21 protein-coding genes and 1 tRNA gene are annotated in these 16,957 nt (G+C 55.7%); 11 read left to right on the top strand and 11 right to left on the bottom strand.

The features are described from left to right. Positions 1-94 precede the first annotated feature (94 nt). Together IF654_RS09780 and IF654_RS09785 are read right to left on the bottom strand one after the other, a co-directional pair. Entirely contained in the window at positions 95-289 is a 195-nt protein-coding gene (locus IF654_RS09780) for a hypothetical protein (protein ID WP_047275021.1), read from the bottom strand. A 159-nt stretch (positions 290-448) separates the two neighbouring features. After that, positions 449-799 carry a hypothetical protein gene (locus IF654_RS09785; RefSeq protein ID WP_047275019.1) on the bottom strand — a complete coding sequence of 117 codons (351 nt, stop codon included), beginning with the start codon at positions 797-799 and terminating at the stop codon, positions 449-451. 228 nt (positions 800-1,027) lie between these two features. Between IF654_RS09785 and IF654_RS09790 the strand changes: the two genes are divergently transcribed. Next, positions 1,028-1,846: a shikimate 5-dehydrogenase gene (locus IF654_RS09790; protein ID WP_070412346.1), complete on the top strand. Its 819-nt coding sequence runs from the start codon at positions 1,028-1,030 to the stop codon at positions 1,844-1,846. A gap of 38 nt (positions 1,847-1,884) precedes the next feature. Here the strand turns inward: IF654_RS09790 and IF654_RS09795 are convergent, their stop codons facing one another. Next, positions 1,885-2,529 carry a YceH family protein gene (locus IF654_RS09795; RefSeq protein ID WP_094989883.1) on the bottom strand — a complete coding sequence of 215 codons (645 nt, stop codon included), beginning with the start codon at positions 2,527-2,529 and terminating at the stop codon, positions 1,885-1,887. Between the two features lie 192 nt (positions 2,530-2,721). Here IF654_RS09795 and IF654_RS09800 point away from each other — a divergent pair, with 192 nt between their 5' ends. After that, positions 2,722-3,231, top strand: a complete 510-nt coding sequence (locus IF654_RS09800; protein ID WP_047275013.1) for a DUF1993 domain-containing protein — start codon at positions 2,722-2,724, stop codon at positions 3,229-3,231. 89 nt (positions 3,232-3,320) lie between these two features. Here the strand turns inward: IF654_RS09800 and sstT are convergent, their stop codons facing one another. Then, positions 3,321-4,544, bottom strand: coding sequence for a serine/threonine transporter SstT (sstT, locus tag IF654_RS09805; protein WP_047277448.1), 1,224 nt, complete (start codon positions 4,542-4,544; stop codon positions 3,321-3,323). Between the two features lie 344 nt (positions 4,545-4,888). On the opposite strand from sstT, the gene IF654_RS09810 reads away from it, so the two are divergent. Continuing rightward, positions 4,889-6,043 (top strand): MFS transporter, encoded by a 1,155-nt coding sequence (locus tag IF654_RS09810; protein WP_194862514.1) that lies wholly within the window; start codon positions 4,889-4,891, stop codon positions 6,041-6,043. A gap of 61 nt (positions 6,044-6,104) precedes the next feature. Here IF654_RS09810 and nhaR read toward each other — a convergent pair whose 3' ends face one another. Next, on the bottom strand, positions 6,105-7,010 hold the full coding sequence (gene nhaR / locus IF654_RS09815; RefSeq protein ID WP_047275006.1) for a transcriptional activator NhaR: 906 nt from the start codon (positions 7,008-7,010) through the stop codon (positions 6,105-6,107). Between the two features lie 135 nt (positions 7,011-7,145). Between nhaR and IF654_RS09820 the strand changes: the two genes are divergently transcribed. Both IF654_RS09820 and IF654_RS09825 read left to right on the top strand, forming a co-directional pair. After that, on the top strand, positions 7,146-7,388 hold the full coding sequence (locus IF654_RS09820; RefSeq protein WP_047275004.1) for a hypothetical protein: 243 nt from the start codon (positions 7,146-7,148) through the stop codon (positions 7,386-7,388). A 30-nt stretch (positions 7,389-7,418) separates the two neighbouring features. Next, complete coding sequence (locus IF654_RS09825; protein WP_169895552.1) at positions 7,419-8,174, top strand: TerC family protein; 756 nt, start codon at positions 7,419-7,421, stop codon at positions 8,172-8,174. A 54-nt stretch (positions 8,175-8,228) separates the two neighbouring features. Here the strand turns inward: IF654_RS09825 and IF654_RS09830 are convergent, their stop codons facing one another. Further along, positions 8,229-8,402 (bottom strand): hypothetical protein, encoded by a 174-nt coding sequence (locus IF654_RS09830; protein WP_162841629.1) that lies wholly within the window; start codon positions 8,400-8,402, stop codon positions 8,229-8,231. A 218-nt stretch (positions 8,403-8,620) separates the two neighbouring features. Here IF654_RS09830 and IF654_RS09835 point away from each other — a divergent pair, with 218 nt between their 5' ends. Continuing rightward, positions 8,621-9,298: a hypothetical protein gene (locus tag IF654_RS09835; RefSeq protein ID WP_083333860.1), complete on the top strand. Its 678-nt coding sequence runs from the start codon at positions 8,621-8,623 to the stop codon at positions 9,296-9,298. 51 nt (positions 9,299-9,349) lie between these two features. On the opposite strand, the gene IF654_RS09840 is transcribed toward IF654_RS09835, so the two are convergent. After that, positions 9,350-10,633, bottom strand: a complete 1,284-nt coding sequence (locus IF654_RS09840; protein ID WP_094988436.1) for an NAD(P)/FAD-dependent oxidoreductase — start codon at positions 10,631-10,633, stop codon at positions 9,350-9,352. Positions 10,634-10,817: 184 nt separating this feature from the next. On the opposite strand from IF654_RS09840, the gene IF654_RS09845 reads away from it, so the two are divergent. Then, positions 10,818-10,894, top strand: a tRNA-Val gene (locus tag IF654_RS09845). Between the two features lie 98 nt (positions 10,895-10,992). Here IF654_RS09845 and IF654_RS22875 read toward each other — a convergent pair. Continuing rightward, the gene (locus IF654_RS22875) at positions 10,993-11,661 is read right to left on the bottom strand and encodes a tyrosine-type recombinase/integrase (protein ID WP_230683775.1); all 669 of its coding nucleotides are present in this window, start codon (positions 11,659-11,661) and stop codon (positions 10,993-10,995) included. Next, positions 11,634-12,029: a hypothetical protein gene (locus IF654_RS22880; RefSeq protein WP_230683776.1), complete on the bottom strand. Its 396-nt coding sequence runs from the start codon at positions 12,027-12,029 to the stop codon at positions 11,634-11,636. Before IF654_RS22880 ends, IF654_RS22875 begins: the two co-directional genes overlap by 28 nt. 123 nt (positions 12,030-12,152) lie before the next feature. Here IF654_RS22880 and IF654_RS09855 point away from each other — a divergent pair. From IF654_RS09855 to IF654_RS09865, 3 genes are all read left to right on the top strand, one after another. Beyond that, positions 12,153-13,303, top strand: a protein-coding gene (locus IF654_RS09855; protein WP_194862513.1) for an IS3 family transposase whose coding sequence is annotated in 2 segments (ribosomal slippage) — positions 12,153-12,408 and positions 12,408-13,303 — 1,152 coding nt in all. Because the reading frame shifts where the segments join, the coding sequence is not laid out codon by codon here. A 274-nt stretch (positions 13,304-13,577) separates the two neighbouring features. After that, on the top strand, positions 13,578-14,555 hold the full coding sequence (locus tag IF654_RS09860) for an RHS repeat-associated core domain-containing protein (RefSeq protein WP_169836689.1): 978 nt from the start codon (positions 13,578-13,580) through the stop codon (positions 14,553-14,555). 76 nt (positions 14,556-14,631) lie between these two features. Further along, on the top strand, positions 14,632-14,886 hold the full coding sequence (locus tag IF654_RS09865) for an MbcA/ParS/Xre antitoxin family protein (protein ID WP_269468888.1): 255 nt from the start codon (positions 14,632-14,634) through the stop codon (positions 14,884-14,886). Between the two features lie 147 nt (positions 14,887-15,033). Here the strand turns inward: IF654_RS09865 and IF654_RS09870 are convergent, their stop codons facing one another. Next, complete coding sequence (locus IF654_RS09870) at positions 15,034-15,330, bottom strand: bacteriocin immunity protein (protein WP_418889552.1); 297 nt, start codon at positions 15,328-15,330, stop codon at positions 15,034-15,036. Beyond that, the gene (locus IF654_RS09875; protein WP_194862512.1) at positions 15,327-15,668 is read right to left on the bottom strand and encodes a DUF6572 domain-containing protein; all 342 of its coding nucleotides are present in this window, start codon (positions 15,666-15,668) and stop codon (positions 15,327-15,329) included. Before IF654_RS09875 ends, IF654_RS09870 begins: the two co-directional genes overlap by 4 nt. A gap of 760 nt (positions 15,669-16,428) precedes the next feature. Between IF654_RS09875 and IF654_RS09880 the strand changes: the two genes are divergently transcribed. Then, complete coding sequence (locus tag IF654_RS09880; RefSeq protein ID WP_047274249.1) at positions 16,429-16,947, top strand: Hcp family type VI secretion system effector; 519 nt, start codon at positions 16,429-16,431, stop codon at positions 16,945-16,947. Positions 16,948-16,957 lie beyond the last annotated feature (10 nt).

Here is a 16,957-nt window from a genome sequence, read left to right on the forward strand (position 1 = left end):
CAATGAAGCCACCTTACGGCGTGCGCCGCAGCACAAAAAATCATTGCGCGTGATAGTCGCCATCGACAGGGATTAGGTTAGTGCGTGCGCCAGGTTAATCCACCACCAGGTCCAGCATATGCATGACCTCTTGCTCATTGAGCATGCCTTTGTCGACCAGGTGCTGGGCCAGCAGTGAAACCAGCTTGGCAGAGCGGTGCCCTTCAAGCTGCTTGAGTTCTGTGAGGGCTTCGTAAACCTTGCTGGAGGTGCAGAGGTCAGCCCGGCGATGAGGGTGTTGAGTCGGCATGAAGGTCGTCCTTGTTTTTATAGGTGTGCGGCAATTGAAACGCGCTGCGCCCGGCGAGTCCTGACAGGCTGCCGGGCGCATCCGTGTCCAATCATGCCGCAAACACGTTACATTTTGTGTTTCACCTGCGACATTCACATCATCTATTCAGACCAGCCTTTACCAGCGTGGTGGCCCGTAATACCCCCGGGGCGGTCCGTATTGCACAGGGTGTGGTCGACCGTAATAGCCTTGGTAGTAAACCGGCTGGGGCGCCGGCATGTAGACCGGTTGCGGCTGATAGTACACGGGCGGGGCCTGCACATAGACCGGTTGCGGCTGAGCATAGAGCGGTTGTTGCACATAGACCGGGCTCCGATCGTGATGGGCGATCACTGAACCGATGATCGCCCCACCCACCACCGCACCGAACACGGCCGGTCCCGCGCCCCAGCCACCGTGGGCAGATGCCTGGCCCGCGACGGCCAGTGCACTAATCAGCAACGCGACTTTAGGGATGTTGCGCATCATGACGTTCCTCGAATAGCAGCCCCGGCAGTTCAGCCTGACACAGGCCACAAAAAGGGTGCGGGGATAACACTCAGACCGCGTTTTTCAAAAAAACTGCGGCGCCTCTTGGTAAATGTTGTGTAAGGTCGTCGGCGGCTGACTCGTTTCAGCGTGGCCGGCCCGGACACGATCAATCCCCCTTGAAGCGGCCGCAGCCGTCTATCTGAACGCTTTTCTCAGGAGATGAACATGCAGATGAACCCGAACAAAGACACCCGGTTGTGCATTTCACTGTCGGGCCGCCCCGGCAATTTTGGACTGCGGTTTCATAATCATCTCTATGAGCAATTGGGGCTTAACTTCTACTACAAAGCCTTCACTACACAGGATCTGCCGGGCGCGGTGACCGGCATACGGGCATTGGGCATACGCGGATGTGGCGTTTCAATGCCATTCAAAGAGGCGTGCATTGCGTTGGTGGATGAGATGGACGCATCGGCCAAGGCCATTGACTCGATCAACACCCTGGTCAACACCGACGGCCATTTGAAGGCCTATAACACGGACTACATTGCTATCGCGCAGTTGCTGGAGCGCCATAACATCAGCCAAGACACAACATTCGCCTTGCATGGCAGTGGCGGCATGGCCAAAGCCGTGGCATCTGCCCTGCGGGACGGTGGCTACAAACACGGTGTGATCGTGGCCCGCAATCAAGCGTCCGGCTCGGCTTTGGCCCGGCATTGTGGCTATGAATGGCAAGCGCAGTTGGGGCCCGCCCGGCCTCAAATGCTGATCAATGTCACCCCCATCGGCATGAGCGGCGGGGCAGAAGCCGATGATCTGGCGTTTGAAGAGGATGCGATCAATCAGGCAGCGGTCATTTTCGATGTGGTGGCAATCCCGTCAGAGACGCCGCTGATTGTTCGCGGTCGCGCCTTGGGCAAGCAGGTCATTACCGGGCTTGAGGTCATCGCCATCCAGGCCCTTGAGCAATTCGTGCTCTACACCGGCGTACGCCCGACCCCCGAGCAGTTCCGGGCCGCCGTGGCGTTTGCTCGGGGTTGAGTGCAAAGCCGGGCGATTGATGGTGCCCGGCGATCAGGTTATTCGAGTGCGGCCAGCCGCGCTTCCAGTGCTGCAACCCGAGCTTCCAGTGCTTCAAAGCGTTCCACGGACAGGCCTGAAGCGCTGCCTCGCTCAGATGGCTGCTGGCGCGCAGCCAGGATGGCGTCCATGTCGTCCGGGTCACCCAGCGCATGCATGTAGCGGTCTTCACGCTGACCGCTCTGACGGGGCAGCAACAATGCCAGATCACGGGCGATCAGGCGTTCCAATAGATGCTGCACTTGATCGGTGTCTTCAAAGTCGTGCATGCGCGCGCTGCGGGTCAGCAGCTCATTGAGGGTTTGCGGGCCACGCAGGAACAACAACCCCATCAACACCACCTGCGCCGGCACCAGCTCCAGCACTTTATCGACCCGGTGCTCCCAGCGATCTGCGCGACTGCCCATGACCAAGCGCGTAAAGCCTCGCCCCTCAAGTGCCCGCAGGCTGTGCCCGACCTGGCCGGGGCTGAGGTTCATTACCGGCTCGCGGCTGGTCTTTTGATTGCAAGCCAACACCAGCGCATTCAGCGTCAGCGGGTACGTGTCGGGGTGGGTGGCCTGTTTTTCGATCAAGGCGCCGAGGATGCGAATTTCCGTGCTGTTGAGACGGGCTTCGACGTCGGTCTCGTGTTCGCTGTTCATCACGTTTTCCCTGTGCGTTGGAAGGCGGCTAGCCTAGGGGCTGTCCCCGTTCCATTGCAAGCCGCGTAGCAGCGGCGATGCAACGGGAACAGCCCCTAAAACCAATGGCTGTGGAAAGACAAGCCGCTTTAGCGCAGCGACGTGTCTATAATCGGCGCTCATTCATTGTGCCCACCGACTGTCGAGACCCTCATGACTATCTCTCTCTACGCAGCGTCCATTCCCGTGTTCAAACAAATGCTCAACGCCATGAGTGGTGTGCTGACCAAAGCAGAAGCGCACGCCACGGCCAAGAACATTGACCCCAGTGTGTTCCTGCAAGCGCGTCTGGCGCCGGACATGTTCCCGTTGGTGCGTCAGGTGCAAATTGCAGTGGATTTTGCCAAAGGCGTTTCGGGACGTCTGGCCGAAGTTGAACTGCCCAAATATGACGACAACGAAGCCACCTTTGCCGAACTGCAAGCGCTGATCAGCAAGGTGCTGGCATTTGTGGACACCCTCAAGCCGGAGCAGGTGGATGGCAAGGAAGGGATTGAAATCGTGACCCGCCCGGGAACGCCCAAAGAGAAGCGTTTCACCGGCCAGGCCTATTTGCTCACTTACGGTTTGCCGCAGTTTTTCTTCCACGTCACCACCACCTACGCGATTTTGCGCCATAACGGCGTTGAAATCGGCAAGCGCGATTACATGGGTGCGTTCTGATTCAGCGATGAATGCGCACTAAAATGTGCAGCGACAGTGTTCAAGCGCCGCCTGCGGGCAGCGCTTGACGAGTGTGCAAAGGCGTGGCGTCAGACGGCCTTGTCTTCTTTCGCCATGCAGGCGGCGGCGGTAAACAGCACATCGGTGGACGAGTTGAGGGCGGTTTCGGCCGAATCCTGCAGGATGCCGATGATGAAGCCCACGGCGACGACCTGCATGGCAATTTCACTGGGAATGCCAAACAGGCTGCACGCCAGCGGGATCAGCAACAACGAACCGCCTGCTACGCCCGATGCGCCACAGGCGCAAACAGCCGCTACCACACTCAGCAATATGGCTGTAGGCAGGTCGACTTGGATGCCCAGTGTGTGCACGGCGGCCAGGCTCAACACGGTAATGGTGATGGCCGCACCGGCCATGTTGATGGTGGCGCCCAGCGGGATCGACACGGAATAGGTGTCTTCGTGCAGGCCCAGTTTCTCGCTCAAGGCCATGTTGACCGGGATATTGGCGGCCGAACTGCGGGTGAAAAAGGCAGTGATACCGCTTTCACGCAGGCACAGAAACACCAGTGGGAACGGGTTGCGGCGCAGCTTCCAGAACACGATCAGCGGATTGACCACCAACGCCACAAACAGCATGCAGCCGATCAGCACGACGAGCAGGTGCAAATAGCCCAGCAGGGCATTAAACCCCGAAGAAGCCAGGGTTGAGGCCACCAGCCCGAAGATGCCCAGCGGTGCGAAACGGATCACCACGCGCACGATCAGGGTGACACCGTTGGACAGGTCATTGAGCACGGTGCGGGTGGTTTCGCCGGCATGACGAATCGCAATCCCCATGCCAATGGCCCACGCCAGGATACCGATGAAGTTGGCGTTCATCAGGGCACTGACCGGGTTGTCTACGACACTCAACAACAAGCTTTGCAAGACTTCGTTGATGCCGCCAGGTGCAGAAATCGCCACGTCGTGGGTGGACAGCACCAGATTGGACGGGAACAGCATGCTGGCGACCACAGCGACGACCGCGGCTGCAAACGTGCCAAACAGATACAGCACCAGAATGGGGCGGATGTGGGTTTCCTGACCATGCTTGTGGTTGGCGATCGAAGCCATGACCAGCACAAATACCAGAATGGGGGCTACCGCTTTCAAGGCGCTGACAAAAATCTTGCCGATAAAGCCTACGGTCAGCGCCGCCGACGGGGCGAGCCAGGCCAGCAGAATCCCGGCAATCAGGCCGATCACGATCTGGGTCACCAGGCTGGTGCGTTTGAGCCGGTGCAGCAGGGAAGGTGAAGCGTCAGTCATAGGGGACTCTCTAGTTGTTGTGGGTGCCGCAATCAATGATCGTGTGCGAACAAAAATGTCAGATGTTTCCCACAGATCTCAGGGGGCGAAAAGTGCGCAGCAGATAATAGCCGTGTCTATTGGATACGTCTGTGTGACTAAAACCATGGCGGGGCGCGGACTTTATCATAGGGCTGCGGGAACTTTCCTGCTCAAGGGCAATCTGTCACAGCTGAACCCGTGTCAGGGCCGTGGATTCGGCCGACGCGTGTTGCGAATCATTCTGTTACCATTGCGCCATCCACTCTTATTCAAATCAGCGGGCCACTTGGCTTTCGCTGGCCTTGCCGTCTCTGGAGTTATCCATGTTGTTGCCCATCCTGCTGCTGTCTGCGGCCGGTTTTACCGTGCTCACGACCGAGTTCATCATCGTCGGCTTGCTGCCCTCTATTGCGCGGGACCTTGATGTCAGCGTGCCCCAGGCCGGGCTGCTGGTGACGTTGTTCGCCTTTACGGTGGCGGCGCTCGGCCCTTTTTTGACCGCCTATTTCGCCAGGTTCGAGCGTAAACGTCTGTTTATAGGCATTTTGTTGATGTTCGCCTTTGCCAACACGGTGGCCGCATTGGCGCCGACTATTTGGGTGATGGCATTTGCGCGTCTGTTGCCTGCCTTGGGTTTGCCGGTGTTTTGGGCGCTGGCCAGTGAAACGGCGGTAGACATCGTGGGCCCTGACTATGCGGGGCGTGCGATCGCTAAAATCGGTTTCGGTATTGTGTGCGCGACGGTGTTCGGCATTCCGGTAGGCACGTTGATATCGGATGCGTGGGGATGGCGCAGTGCGTTCGGCATCCTTGCGGTGGTGGCGCTGGCCAAGGCTTTGCTGTTGTGGATTTACCTGCCTTCAACGCGGGTGGTTAAAGCCGCCGTCACGTTGCGCTCTCAATTCGCCATGCTGCGCAGCCCATTGATGATCGGTCACGTTGTCTTGTCGGTCCTGGTGTTCAGCGGCATGTTCACCGCCTACACCTATCTGGCGGATATTCTCGAGCGCCTGGCAGGCTTTGATGGCACGTTGGTGGGCTGGTGTCTCATGGGGTTCGGTGCGGTCGGGCTGATTGGCAATTCGTTGGGTGGTCGCATGGTGGATCGTCATCCGCTGATCGCCTCGATGGTGTTCTGTGCCTTCATGATTGGCGGCATGGTGGCGCTGGTGCCGAGCATTCATTCCACGCTGGGGCTGGCGGCGGCCATGGGTGTCTGGGGCGTGACGCAAGCTGCGCTGTTTCTGGTCAGCCATGTGCGCCTGATGAAAGTGGCGCCCCACGCTCCGGCCTTTGCGGCTTCGCTGAACATCGCAGGGGCGAACCTGGGCATCGGGCTGGGCGCCATGGTTGGCGGCCGGGTTATCGACCACTACGGCCTGGGCAGCCTTGGTTTCGCGGCCGCGGGCTTTATTGTGGTGTCGATCCTGCTCGCTTTGATGCTCATGACCTCTAAAAAGCGCGAGATTTGCGCCTAGGCGCTGTATGAAATGGATGTGCGCATCGCTGATTCAGCGTTGAAAACAGTGCGTACGGACCCTAATCGCCAAGATCGGTGAACAGCTCGCGTCGCGCACCTTCGGTAATCGCCACGATACCGGGGTGCTTGATCTTGCGTTCCACGGTGATGGCGTAAAACGATTCGGTCACGGCGTGCGTCTGGCCGATCAGTTCCACGTCAAACTGGCGGATCACTTCATCCGCGATCACGCTGGGGGCGATAAACACGCCCGTACCCGATTGTCCGAAGGCTTGCATCAGGGCGCTGTCGTCAAATTCGCCGACGATGCGCGGCTGAATGTGTTGTTCAGCCAGCCAGCGCAACAGCCGGCTGCGCAACACGGTTTCGGGGCCCGGAATCAGCAGCGGGGCGCCCTGCAGGCAGTGGGGGAAATTGTGCGAATAGTCTTTGGCCAGCAGGGCTGTGGCAAAAAAACTGATGCCACATTCACCCAGCTTCTGACTCAAGCCTTTAATGTCGAGGTGTGAAGGCATGGGGCTGTCGGAAATCACCAGATCCAGCCGCTGAATCGCCAGGTCCGCGAGCAAACGATCCAGTTTGTCTTCGCGACACGTGATGCGGATCGGCGCCTCCAGCGCCATGGTTGGCGCAATCAGCCGGTACACAATCGATTTGGGCACGACATCCGCCACCCCCACGCGGAACAAAATCTGTTGCTCCTTGGGTGACATGCGCAGCATGCATTCCAACTCACTGCCCAGCTGAAACATCTGTTCAGCATAGGGCAGTACCTGTCGGCCGGTTTCGGTCAATTCCAGTTGTCGGCCGACCCGCCTAAACAAAGGCAGGCCATAAGTTTGCTCAAGCAGGCTGATTTGGCCGCTGATGGTCTGGGGGGTGAGGTTGAGTTGCTCGCAGGCGCGCACAATGCTGCCGGTTTTAGCAACCACCCAAAAGTAGTGCAGCTGTCGATAATTCAGCATTAGCCCAGTAACACTTCGTAAAAAGCGAAGTATACGCCTTAAAAAAACGAATTTTACTGAACTGTTGGTCTGTCTAGACTCTCGCGTTATTCGCGTGCGCTGGCCGTGACCAATGATTGAGAGAGGAAAGGCAAGATGACGATGAGAAAACGGGGCGTTGCTACACTGCTTGCGACAGCGGTTTTATTGATGAGCGGTTGCGATCAGGCCGAGAAAGCCGCGCAGCAGATGCTCAGTAAAACGGCCGAGAGCGCCAAGCAGGCCATCGACGATACGCATAAAGCCGCAGAACAGGCGCTCAATGAGGCGACCGGGTATAAGCCCGCCGAGCCGGACGCAGCACCCAAAGACAATAAAGATTCCTCGCAAGCCATTTAATTCGCCCTACATCTGAGTCCGAACGCACCTATGGATTACCTTTTACAACTGGCTGCCAGCCCAACTGCCTGGATCGCACTGGCCACGCTGATCGTGATGGAGATCGTGCTGGGGATCGATAATTTGATCTTCATCTCGATCCTCACCAACAAATTGCCTGAGCAATACCGCACCAAGGCCCGCCGAATCGGTATCGGCATGGCGTTGATCCTGCGCCTGGGCTTGCTGGGCACCATTGCTTACATCGTGCAACTGACCGCGCCGGTGTTCGAGGTTTTAGGCAAGGCCTTCTCGTGGAAGGACATGATCCTGATTGCGGGCGGCCTGTTCCTGGTGTGGAAAGCCACCAGTGAGATCCATCACAGCATGAGCCCGCACGCCGAAGGTGAGACCCAGAGCACGCCATCGGGCGTGTCATTGGGGTTCGCTGCCGCGATCGGGCAGATTTTAATGCTGGACCTGGTGTTCTCGATTGACAGCATCATTACCGCCGTGGGGATGACCGAGCATTTGCCGATCATGGTCATTGCCGTCGTGGTGGCGGTGTTGGTGATGTTGCTGGCATCGGAGCCTTTGGCCAAGTTCATCAACGAAAATCCGACCGTGGTCATGCTGGCGCTGGCCTTCTTGATCATGATTGGTATGACGCTGATTGCAGAAGGCTTTGGCGCCCATGTGCCTAAAGGCTACGTGTATGCAGCTATGGCGTTCTCGGCTACGGTCGAAACACTCAACATACTGGCTCGAAGAGTCCGGGAAAAACGCCAGGTGGCGTTGCAGAAGTAATCGCTGACGATGCGCAAAAAAACCGTTCACTTTCACAGGGTGAGCGGTTTTTTGTTAATGGACGCTTGCTGCTTTGATGGCGGGCTTGGCGCCCAGTACTTTTTTGGGCTCAACGCGGGGTTGCGGATGATGGTGACGACGGCTGATACGCATCACACCCCACAGCATGGCGGCGGCGACCGCCAACCAGCCACTGAACAGTAGAAAAAGAGTTAATGCCGGGCTCATCAGTGCCTCCTTTGCCTCAATGGGGCATACACACATGACAAGTGACAGTCTAGCCGCTGGAGTGTTTCAAGCTATTGACCAAAGGTCGTGGATGTTCAACTGATTGGCTCTAAATCACGCGGTCTACTGGGTACTAAGGCTATACCTGATCTCGCGCGCGCCTTAAGATCGGTACCCATGCCGGGCTGACAGTCTGGAACCATTCAAGGCGAGGGTGCATGCAGGGAATGAAGGGTATGAGAGTGGCGCGAATTGTCTGGGCGGCGGTTATGGTCTTGTCTGTGGCGAGTTGTGCCAGCGTTCAGCGACCTGAGGTTCGCCAGCTGCCAGAGCGGGTTGAACTCAACGGCGTGCCATTTTTCCGCGGCAATGCGCATCAAAGCGGGCCGCACGTCTTGGCCAGCATGTTCAATGAACAGCGGATCGGCACCACGCCTGGCCTGTTGACCAAGCCTCTGAAGTTGCCGCAAGCAGAGCAGGCCTTGCAAGGCAATATGCAAGCATTGGCCGAGCAGTACGGGTTGATGGTATATCCGCTGGTCCCCTCGCTGTCAGCGGTGCTGACGCAGGTGGCGGCGGGCTATCCGGTCATGGTCCGCATCGCCGATGGGGTTGTCTGGTCCACGCCTCGCTACGCCATGGTGGTGGGGTATGACCGTCACAAACAGACTGTACTGTTGCGTGCCGGCATGGAAAGGCGGCGCCCGATGAGCTTCAACGCCTTTGAGTCGGCCTGGAAGGAGGAGGGGAGCTGGGCGGTGCTGATACTTTCACCTGGTCAGTTGCCTGCCCAGGTCGACAAAGCGCGTTGGCTAAAGGCTGCCGAGGCGCTGGCACGTGCCGGACAAGAGCAGGCAAGCGCCAAAGCGATTCAAACACTGGAAGCGCAACAGTAGTCAGGAATAAAAAAACGGCGCCGAGAGCGCCGTTTTCGATGAAGCGTCCGATCAGAAGCCCAATTTGTCGCGCAGGCTGTAGTACCAGGCACCTAGCGCTGTCAGCGGAGTGCGTAGCAATTGACCGCCCGGGAACGGGTAGTGGGGCAGATCGGCGAACGCATCGAAGCGCTCGGCCTGACCGCGCAAGGCTTCGGCCAGCACTTTTCCCGCAAGGTGGGTGTAGGTCACGCCATGACCGCTGCAGCCCTGCGAGTAATAAATGTTGTCACCGATGCGTCCTACCTGCGGGAGGCGGGACAGCGTCAGCAGGAAGTTACCGGTCCAGGCGTAGTCAATCTTGACGTCTTTTAATTGCGGGAATGCCTTGAGCATTTTTGGCCGGATGATCGCTTCAATATTCGCCGGGTCACGTGCCCCATACACCACGCCGCCGCCGAAGATCAGGCGCTTGTCACCGGACAAGCGATAGTAGTCCAGCAAATAATTGCAATCTTCGACGCAGTAATCCTGAGGCAACAGCGTCTTGGCCACATCGTCTGCAAGGGGTTCTGTGGTAATGACTTGAGTGCCGCACGGCATCGACTTGGCAGCCAGTTCTGGCACCAGATTGCCCAGGTAGGCATTACCGGCAACGATGATGAACTTGGCCCTGACTTTGCCTTGCGGGGTATGCACCACCGGGTTGGCGCCGCGCTCAATGCGCACGGCAGGCGATTGCTCATAGACAATGCCGCCCAGTGATTCAACCGCTGCTGCTTCACCCAGTGCCAGATTGAGCGGGTGGATATGACCACCGCTCATGTCGAGTAAGCCGCCCTGATATTGATCGCACGCGACGACTTCGCGTATCCGGCGCTGATCCAGGAGTTCCAGCTGATTATTGCCATAGCGCTCCCAGAGTTTCTTCTGGGCTTCTAGATGACCCATTTGCTTACGGGTAATCGCAGCGAAGACCCCGCCGTCTTTGAGGTCGCATTGAATCTGATACGTGGCGACGCGATCACGAATAATTTTGCCGCCTTCAAATGCCATCTGACCTAACAACTGGGCTTGCTTGGCGCCGACTGAGCGCTCAATCACATCAATATCGCGGCTATAACTGTTAACGATTTGCCCGCCATTACGACCGGAAGCGCCAAACCCCACTTTGGCTGCCTCCAGCACCGTGACCTTGAAACCGTTCTCCAGCAAAAACAGCGCACTCGATAACCCGGTATACCCGGCACCAATCACACAAACATCCGTTTCGACCTCGCCTTGCAGGGCAGGGCGTTCAGGTGCCGGGTTGGCCGACGCCGCGTAATACGACTGGGGATAAGGAGTGTTCGCCATTCTGCAACCTCTGTTTTATATTTTTTACGAGTGCAGTCGATGCTACCTGAGTTGAAATCCCCCCGCCAGCTACCCGGAGGCGCGTATTTTTGCGCTTCAAATAAAAAATTCGACAATTCATAGAGTTACCTGCAAAAAAGGTGTTGACACACCTCCGTAAATCTATAGAATGCGACCCCACAGCAGGCACGTAGCTCAGTTGGTTAGAGCACCACCTTGACATGGTGGGGGTCGTTGGTTCGAGTCCAATCGCGCCTACCAAACAAAATCCGCTCTGCTGGGCGGTCTAGAAGGGCTCACCGAAAGGTGGGCCCTTTTTTGTTGTCTGGGATTTGCAAGACTATTGCAAAACCCCCACCTCAGAACGCCAAATCAGCCCGCACCTCCAGGTATTCGATACCTTTCGCTGTGTGCCCCTCCTGATAGTGTTTGGTCATCTTCGCGTGCGCGTGACCCATCAGCGCCTGGATGTATTCCTGCGGGAAGTTCTGCTGCTCATATAGCCATGCGCCCAAAGTGCGGATCTCGTGAAAGGTGGGTCGTTCGGTGGCCGGAATATGGTCATACGCATGTGCCGCGTCCCGGGCCTTGCTGAACTTGTTGCTCAGATAGTTGGGAGTGACCGAGGTCCAGTGATCCTTGGCCGCTATCTGCTCGCGCTTTCTCGCCTTGGGCCGGTAATGGATCAGGTAGGCCGAAGCCACGGGGGAGCGCAAACATTCGCTCACAACCTCTCGCAGGGCTTTGCCCATTTTGATCTGCAGGTGTATGGGGTTGTCATAGCTCTGGGTCTTGCAGGGCGAAACCTTGGTCGTGTTGTTCTCAAGGTCCGCCAAAGACTTGAGCCACGAAACGATATCGTCACGCCGCTGGAGGCTGGCCAGGGCCAGGCGGATAGCGCGCTTCAACCAGATTGGCGTGGTGCCCGCGTCCACAATCGTCATCAGGCCCGCCAGTGTGTGACGTTGGCGCTTCTTCTCTGCTTTCTTTTTGATCAGCGTCAGCTCGGCCACATTGCGCTCAGCCAAACCTTGGCCACGGCGAAGGCAAAAATCTGGATCAACAAACTGCGGTGCTTGGTGTAGGCGTTATTGCTAAACCCGTCCAGGTACTCCGCGACGGTAAGCACATCGAGCTGACCTATCAGCTGATCCCCCAAGTCCTGCCGGTAACGCTCCAGGTTGAATTGGATCTCTGCCAAAGTGCGAGCTGCATAGCCGCGATCTTTCAGCCATTCAGCCTCAAAGCGCTCCACCAGGTTGCGTATTGTGGGCGGGCGATCGCCTGTCAGGATCATGAGCAGTTCACCGTCACCTGCCATTACAGGAGCCAGCTTTGCGTTTGCAGCCCTGGCCAGCTTGATCGCGTCTTCAAGGGGGCGGTTGATGCTGGTCATCAGGCCGGTGATGGGGTTGCGGTACCGCCAGTATTTGCCATTGGGGTATAGGTTGGGGGTGTAGTGGTCTAATGAAACCGGACACCCATTTAAGCGAGAATGCTCGCCATATCGAGGTGTCAGATGACCAAACTACTCCGTATCTTTTCTGCTGAATTCAAACGCGAGGCTGCTGACCTCGTACTCAAGCAAAATTACAGCTTCATCGAAGCCAGTCGCTCACTCGGCATTGGCGAGTCGGCTCTGCGCCGTTGGGTTGGCCAGCTTCAGCAGGAACGCACAGGCGTCACCCCGCAGAGCAAAGCGTTGACCCCAGAGCAGCAAAAAATCCAGGAGCTGGAAGCTCGAATCGCTCGTCTCGAACGAGAGAAATCGATACTAAAAAAGGCTACCGCGCTCTTGATGTCGGAAGATCTCGAGCGTACGCGCTGATTCATCAGCTAAGCGCCCACGAACCCGTTGAAAGCTTGTGCGAGGTGTTCGAAGTCACCCGTTCGACTTACTACGCTCATCGCCTCAGAAGGTTGACCCCGAGCGTTGAGCGCATTCGTTTACGCAGTCGCGTTAACGAACTGTTCACCCAAAGTCGAAGCGCTGCTGGCAGCCGCAGTATCATGTCGATGATGCAGGAAGATGGCGAGCAAATTGGTCGCTTCAAGGTGCGTGGGTTGATGCGGGAGCTAGGGTTAATCAGCAAGCAACCGGGCTCTCATGCCTACAAAAAAGCAACGGTCGAGCGGCCTGATATTCCAAACACACTGAATCGTGAGTTTGATGTTCCCGAGCCAAACAAGGTTTGGTGCGGTGATATCACCTACATCTGGGCGCAAGGTAAATGGCATTACCTGGCTGTGGTTATGGATCTCTATGCTCGCCGGATAGTGGGCTGGGCGTTGTCAGGAAACCCGGATGCTGACTTGGTCACCAAAGCGCTGGATATGGCCTATGAGCAACGCGGGAAGCCTCAAGGATTGCTGTTCCATTCGGATCAGGGGTCGCAATATGGAAGTCGCCACTTCCGTCAGCGTCTGTGGCGGTACCGCATCAGCCAGAGCATGAGTCGCCGGGGTAATTGCTACGACAATTCGCCGATGGAACGTGTATTTCGGAGTTTGAAAACCGAGTGGATACCTTCGGTGGGTTACATGTCGGTTCAGCAGGCGCAAAAGGACATCAGCCAGTATCTTATGCATCGCTACAACTGGATACGGCCTCATACATTCAATGGCGGGCTAACGCCCGCTCAGGCCGAGAAAATGGACTGCCCCCTATAGGGCTCGAACACATAGATTTTGTGGCAGTAACGTGAGATGGAGGGATCTGGATGTACAAAGAAGATGGCATAACCGTAGCACTCAAGGCCACCAGTACCAGCCCTGTCAGAATTATCTTACTCTTCGTTTCACTCGGATTTCCCTGAACAACGTTGGTTTGGTGGACTCGGAGAGTTGCTCGGGCACCCAGTACCTAATAGATCTGCTAGCTATACATATCTGGCTAACGAACAGATTCTTATGTGTCGACAACTATTCCCCTTGAGCCAAGTATATGAACGCGCCACGCAAATTTATCGCCAACCTCTATCTGTACGACCCCTTGGATCGTTTGGTGAACGCTCACTCCACTCAACGTTTTTACAACGGCACCCGTATAGCTACCGAGATTCAAGGCAGTGAAAAAAACAGTTTTTTCGAACACCAGGGCTTGGTGCTCGCTGAGTTGCAACACGGCGAGGGCGTAAAGTTACTGGCGACTGATTTAGAACGCTCTGTACTCCATGCTGTCACCTCAGGTATGCGGCAACCTTATGCTTACACCGCTTATGGGCATCGATCCAGAGATGGAGACGTACTCAACGTGATAGGTTTCAATGGCGAGAGGCCTGACCCAGTCACAGGGCACTATATGCTAGGGAACGGTTATCGAGCGTTTAATCCTGCCTTGATGCGTTTTAACAGCCCCGACAGTTGGAGCCCTTTTGGCAAGGGCGGTATTAATGCCTATGCGTATTGCAAAGGCGATCCGGTCAATCTAGTAGATATTGATGGACACATGCCATTTGCCGCGCGATGGATAACAGAAGCATTTACCTCCGCGCCACCGTTACCACGTCGTATTCCTCTAGTGACACGCCAAAGCAGAGCAATGGAGGGCCTGATGAAAACCCCTAGTGACCTGGAGGGGCTGCCGAGGGGTACTGACTATCTTCACGGGAACAGAATCGCTATTCCGACTGACAACCCAGACATTTACCTGGATTTCACCTTCCCTCTCGAGCGAAAAGCCGTTGCGACTTTACGCGAACACGGAATTACGGTGCTTCCACAACACCGAGCACCTCTTGCTCCGCCTACACCTGCGCGTAACTTACCCACCAAGAGGTTGTCATCCCGTAACTCCAATAGTGGTCACGATAACCCAGCATTTGTGGACTCAGAGGCTCCCCCTCTGCCGCCTCGCTTGCCCGCCCGTAATAGCAACTTGAATATAGAAAACAAGGCCAGCTCTGTGCGAAAAAAACTCTGACCTAGCGCATACCAGTGTGCTGATCGGCGTGGTTGTGCCAACCACTGATCACACACGCCCGCCGAACACAGAACTTGTGAAGTTCGCGCATTGGAAGCTGGATTTAGCTATTCCGTTGCGTGGGAGCAAGGCGGCAGCGTTCAAGTGGATGGAACAGCCCAATTCTTATCTGGATGGCAAGCGACCGATTGAGCTCGCTGAATCGGTCGAGGGTGCGAATCGCGTACTGGAGTACATTCGGAACTACATTGCGCAACATACACCCGCACCGGATGAGCAGAACGGAAGCTGGGGCAGTCCAGCCGCGTTTGAGTCCTCGCAAGTTGCATGAATTGCTGCATTGCCAGTCTCAACTTGAACTGTGTGTGGGTCGAGATCAGCTATTTTCGATTCTGCGGGAAAGACGTTTATTGATAGCTCGCAATAGGTCTTATCACAAGACGAGCAACAGTCATCATCGCCTTGCATACCTGAGGTGTTATGAAGCTTTGAATCCTGGTAGCCCATTGGCTTGGCGCCAGGTCTTCACTGTTTCCAAAATGCCTTCAGGGCTGTCATCAGCACCGTTTGCAGGATAGTAAATAAGGTCTGAACCTTCCGGGTGGCCAGTTACTTCGATAAAGTTTTCAAGCAGGTCGTCCTGATAGGCTTCGGTCCCCTGAGCGGTACAGATATCTTTTAGAATGGCCAGAAATTCATCTTCAGTGTATTCAGGCAGTGCATTTTTTAATGGCTCAATTGTAAGAACGCCCCTATTGCGCATAACTTTATTCACTCCTCCATTAGCTTGTAAGTGTATTCAAATTCAATTCCGCTTTCTTGCAAAATAGCGGTGGCTCTCTCGATGAACATCTCGCCCTGAGTTGATAATGGGAAGTTGCCAATAAGTCGTATCGTTGGCGACGCACCTTTAGACGAGGGTATGGCGCTATAAATCTCACCACTCTCAATGAAAGAGATATAAGTGTTCAATTTTTCTTGAAGCTTCAACAGGTGCTCACCTTCCTTGTTTTTGCTCCAACTTAAATGGTCGGCGATACCTAGGATCACCTTGTTAGGTGAAGATTTCGGAATGCCCCACATATCAATCGTTTTTGAGTCAGTGATAGACATGGTAGCTACCTTTAATTACTGGGTGTAGGGTGTGATACATCCAGGCATATTGATGAAATGGCTGCCCCACCTGGAAACAAGGGCTTTCCTTTTGCGACGAAGCTTTGCACTTTACGCATGAGATTTCTCCGCGAGTATTTCGACTAATCATGTCCGGATCACATTACACTACCGCAAAGTCAGCCCTTGCTGCGAGTCACGCTGGGTAAATTGAGCGACTGGGTGCTTTTCAGTCGGAATAAGCTCATACGCGTTGGTCAAACCCACGCTTGTTTGAAGTGGTTTTCCATGACGTGGGCAAGGTAGAAATCCACTGTTCTTGGGTTGTTTTCTGTTCGTGTTTTTGCGTCTTAAGTCAGGACTGCGTCAGTCGGGATTTGTGTGGATAAAACCTTTCAGAGGTGCAGATAGAGTCCTCGACTGACACTCGAAATCTCATGACGTGCAACGTCTCTAAAAAACACCAACTGCGCAAGAAGTTGCGCACTCAAATGTGGATAACTGTGTGGATACATGGCCACGATCCATATAAACCGTGAGCTGTAGACGAGTGCGCAAGAAGTTGCACAGTACTGCGCAACTTCTTGCGCACTTTTGAGCGGTTTTTGTTTAAAAAATAACCAGCAAAATTCCTTACTTTGCGCAACTCCTTGTTTTCAAATGACTTGATAAAAGCTGGCACGAACTTTGGTTACTCCATTCAGCACTTGAGTGGCATTTGGGCCTTTCAAGTCCTCATTTTTGAGCAAGGAGAGCATCAATGGCGACGCCAGCTTACATGTCCATTACCGGCACCAAACAGGGTCTGATTACAGCCGGTGCATTCACCGCGGATTCGGTGGGCAACACGTATCAGGAAGGTCATGAAGATCAGGTCATGGTGCAGGGTTTCAGCCACGAAGTGATCATCCCTCGCGATCCGCAATCGGGCCAACCGACCGGCCAGCGTGTTCACAAGCCGGTGAAGATCACCAAGGTGTTCGACAAGTCCTCGCCGCTGCTGCTGGCCGCACTGACCTCGGGCGAGCGCCTGACCGAAATCGAAATCCAGTGGTTCCGCACCTCGGCTGCCGGCACGCAAGAGCATTACTTCACCACCAAACTTGAAGACGCCATCATCGTCGACATCAAGGACTACATGCACAACTGCCAGGACCCGTCGAATTCGCACTTCACGCACCTGGAAGACGTGGAATTCACCTACCGAAAAATCACCTGGACCCACGAAGTGTCGGGCACTTCCGGTTCCGATGACTGGCGCTCGCCGGTGGCTGGCTAAGGCTGGCTGA

Source organism: Pseudomonas lundensis, assembly GCF_015377145.2.
Lineage (GTDB): Bacteria > Pseudomonadota > Gammaproteobacteria > Pseudomonadales > Pseudomonadaceae > Aquipseudomonas > Aquipseudomonas lundensis.

Coding starts and splice junctions, on each gene's coding strand:
- IF654_RS09780 (WP_047275021.1), bottom strand. CDS start 289: ATGCCGACTCAACACCCTCATCGCCGGGCTGACCTCTGCACCTCCAGC.
- IF654_RS09785 (WP_047275019.1), bottom strand. CDS start 799: ATGATGCGCAACATCCCTAAAGTCGCGTTGCTGATTAGTGCACTGGCC.
- IF654_RS09790 (WP_070412346.1), top strand. CDS start 1,028: ATGCAGATGAACCCGAACAAAGACACCCGGTTGTGCATTTCACTGTCG.
- IF654_RS09795 (WP_094989883.1), bottom strand. CDS start 2,529: ATGAACAGCGAACACGAGACCGACGTCGAAGCCCGTCTCAACAGCACG.
- IF654_RS09800 (WP_047275013.1), top strand. CDS start 2,722: ATGACTATCTCTCTCTACGCAGCGTCCATTCCCGTGTTCAAACAAATG.
- sstT (WP_047277448.1), bottom strand. CDS start 4,544: ATGACTGACGCTTCACCTTCCCTGCTGCACCGGCTCAAACGCACCAGC.
- IF654_RS09810 (WP_194862514.1), top strand. CDS start 4,889: ATGTTGTTGCCCATCCTGCTGCTGTCTGCGGCCGGTTTTACCGTGCTC.
- nhaR (WP_047275006.1), bottom strand. CDS start 7,010: ATGCTGAATTATCGACAGCTGCACTACTTTTGGGTGGTTGCTAAAACC.
- IF654_RS09820 (WP_047275004.1), top strand. CDS start 7,146: ATGACGATGAGAAAACGGGGCGTTGCTACACTGCTTGCGACAGCGGTT.
- IF654_RS09825 (WP_169895552.1), top strand. CDS start 7,419: ATGGATTACCTTTTACAACTGGCTGCCAGCCCAACTGCCTGGATCGCA.
- IF654_RS09830 (WP_162841629.1), bottom strand. CDS start 8,402: ATGAGCCCGGCATTAACTCTTTTTCTACTGTTCAGTGGCTGGTTGGCG.
- IF654_RS09835 (WP_083333860.1), top strand. CDS start 8,621: ATGCAGGGAATGAAGGGTATGAGAGTGGCGCGAATTGTCTGGGCGGCG.
- IF654_RS09840 (WP_094988436.1), bottom strand. CDS start 10,633: ATGGCGAACACTCCTTATCCCCAGTCGTATTACGCGGCGTCGGCCAAC.
- IF654_RS22880 (WP_230683776.1), bottom strand. CDS start 12,029: ATGACCAGCATCAACCGCCCCCTTGAAGACGCGATCAAGCTGGCCAGG.
- IF654_RS09860 (WP_169836689.1), top strand. CDS start 13,578: ATGAACGCGCCACGCAAATTTATCGCCAACCTCTATCTGTACGACCCC.
- IF654_RS09875 (WP_194862512.1), bottom strand. CDS start 15,668: ATGTCTATCACTGACTCAAAAACGATTGATATGTGGGGCATTCCGAAA.
- IF654_RS09880 (WP_047274249.1), top strand. CDS start 16,429: ATGGCGACGCCAGCTTACATGTCCATTACCGGCACCAAACAGGGTCTG.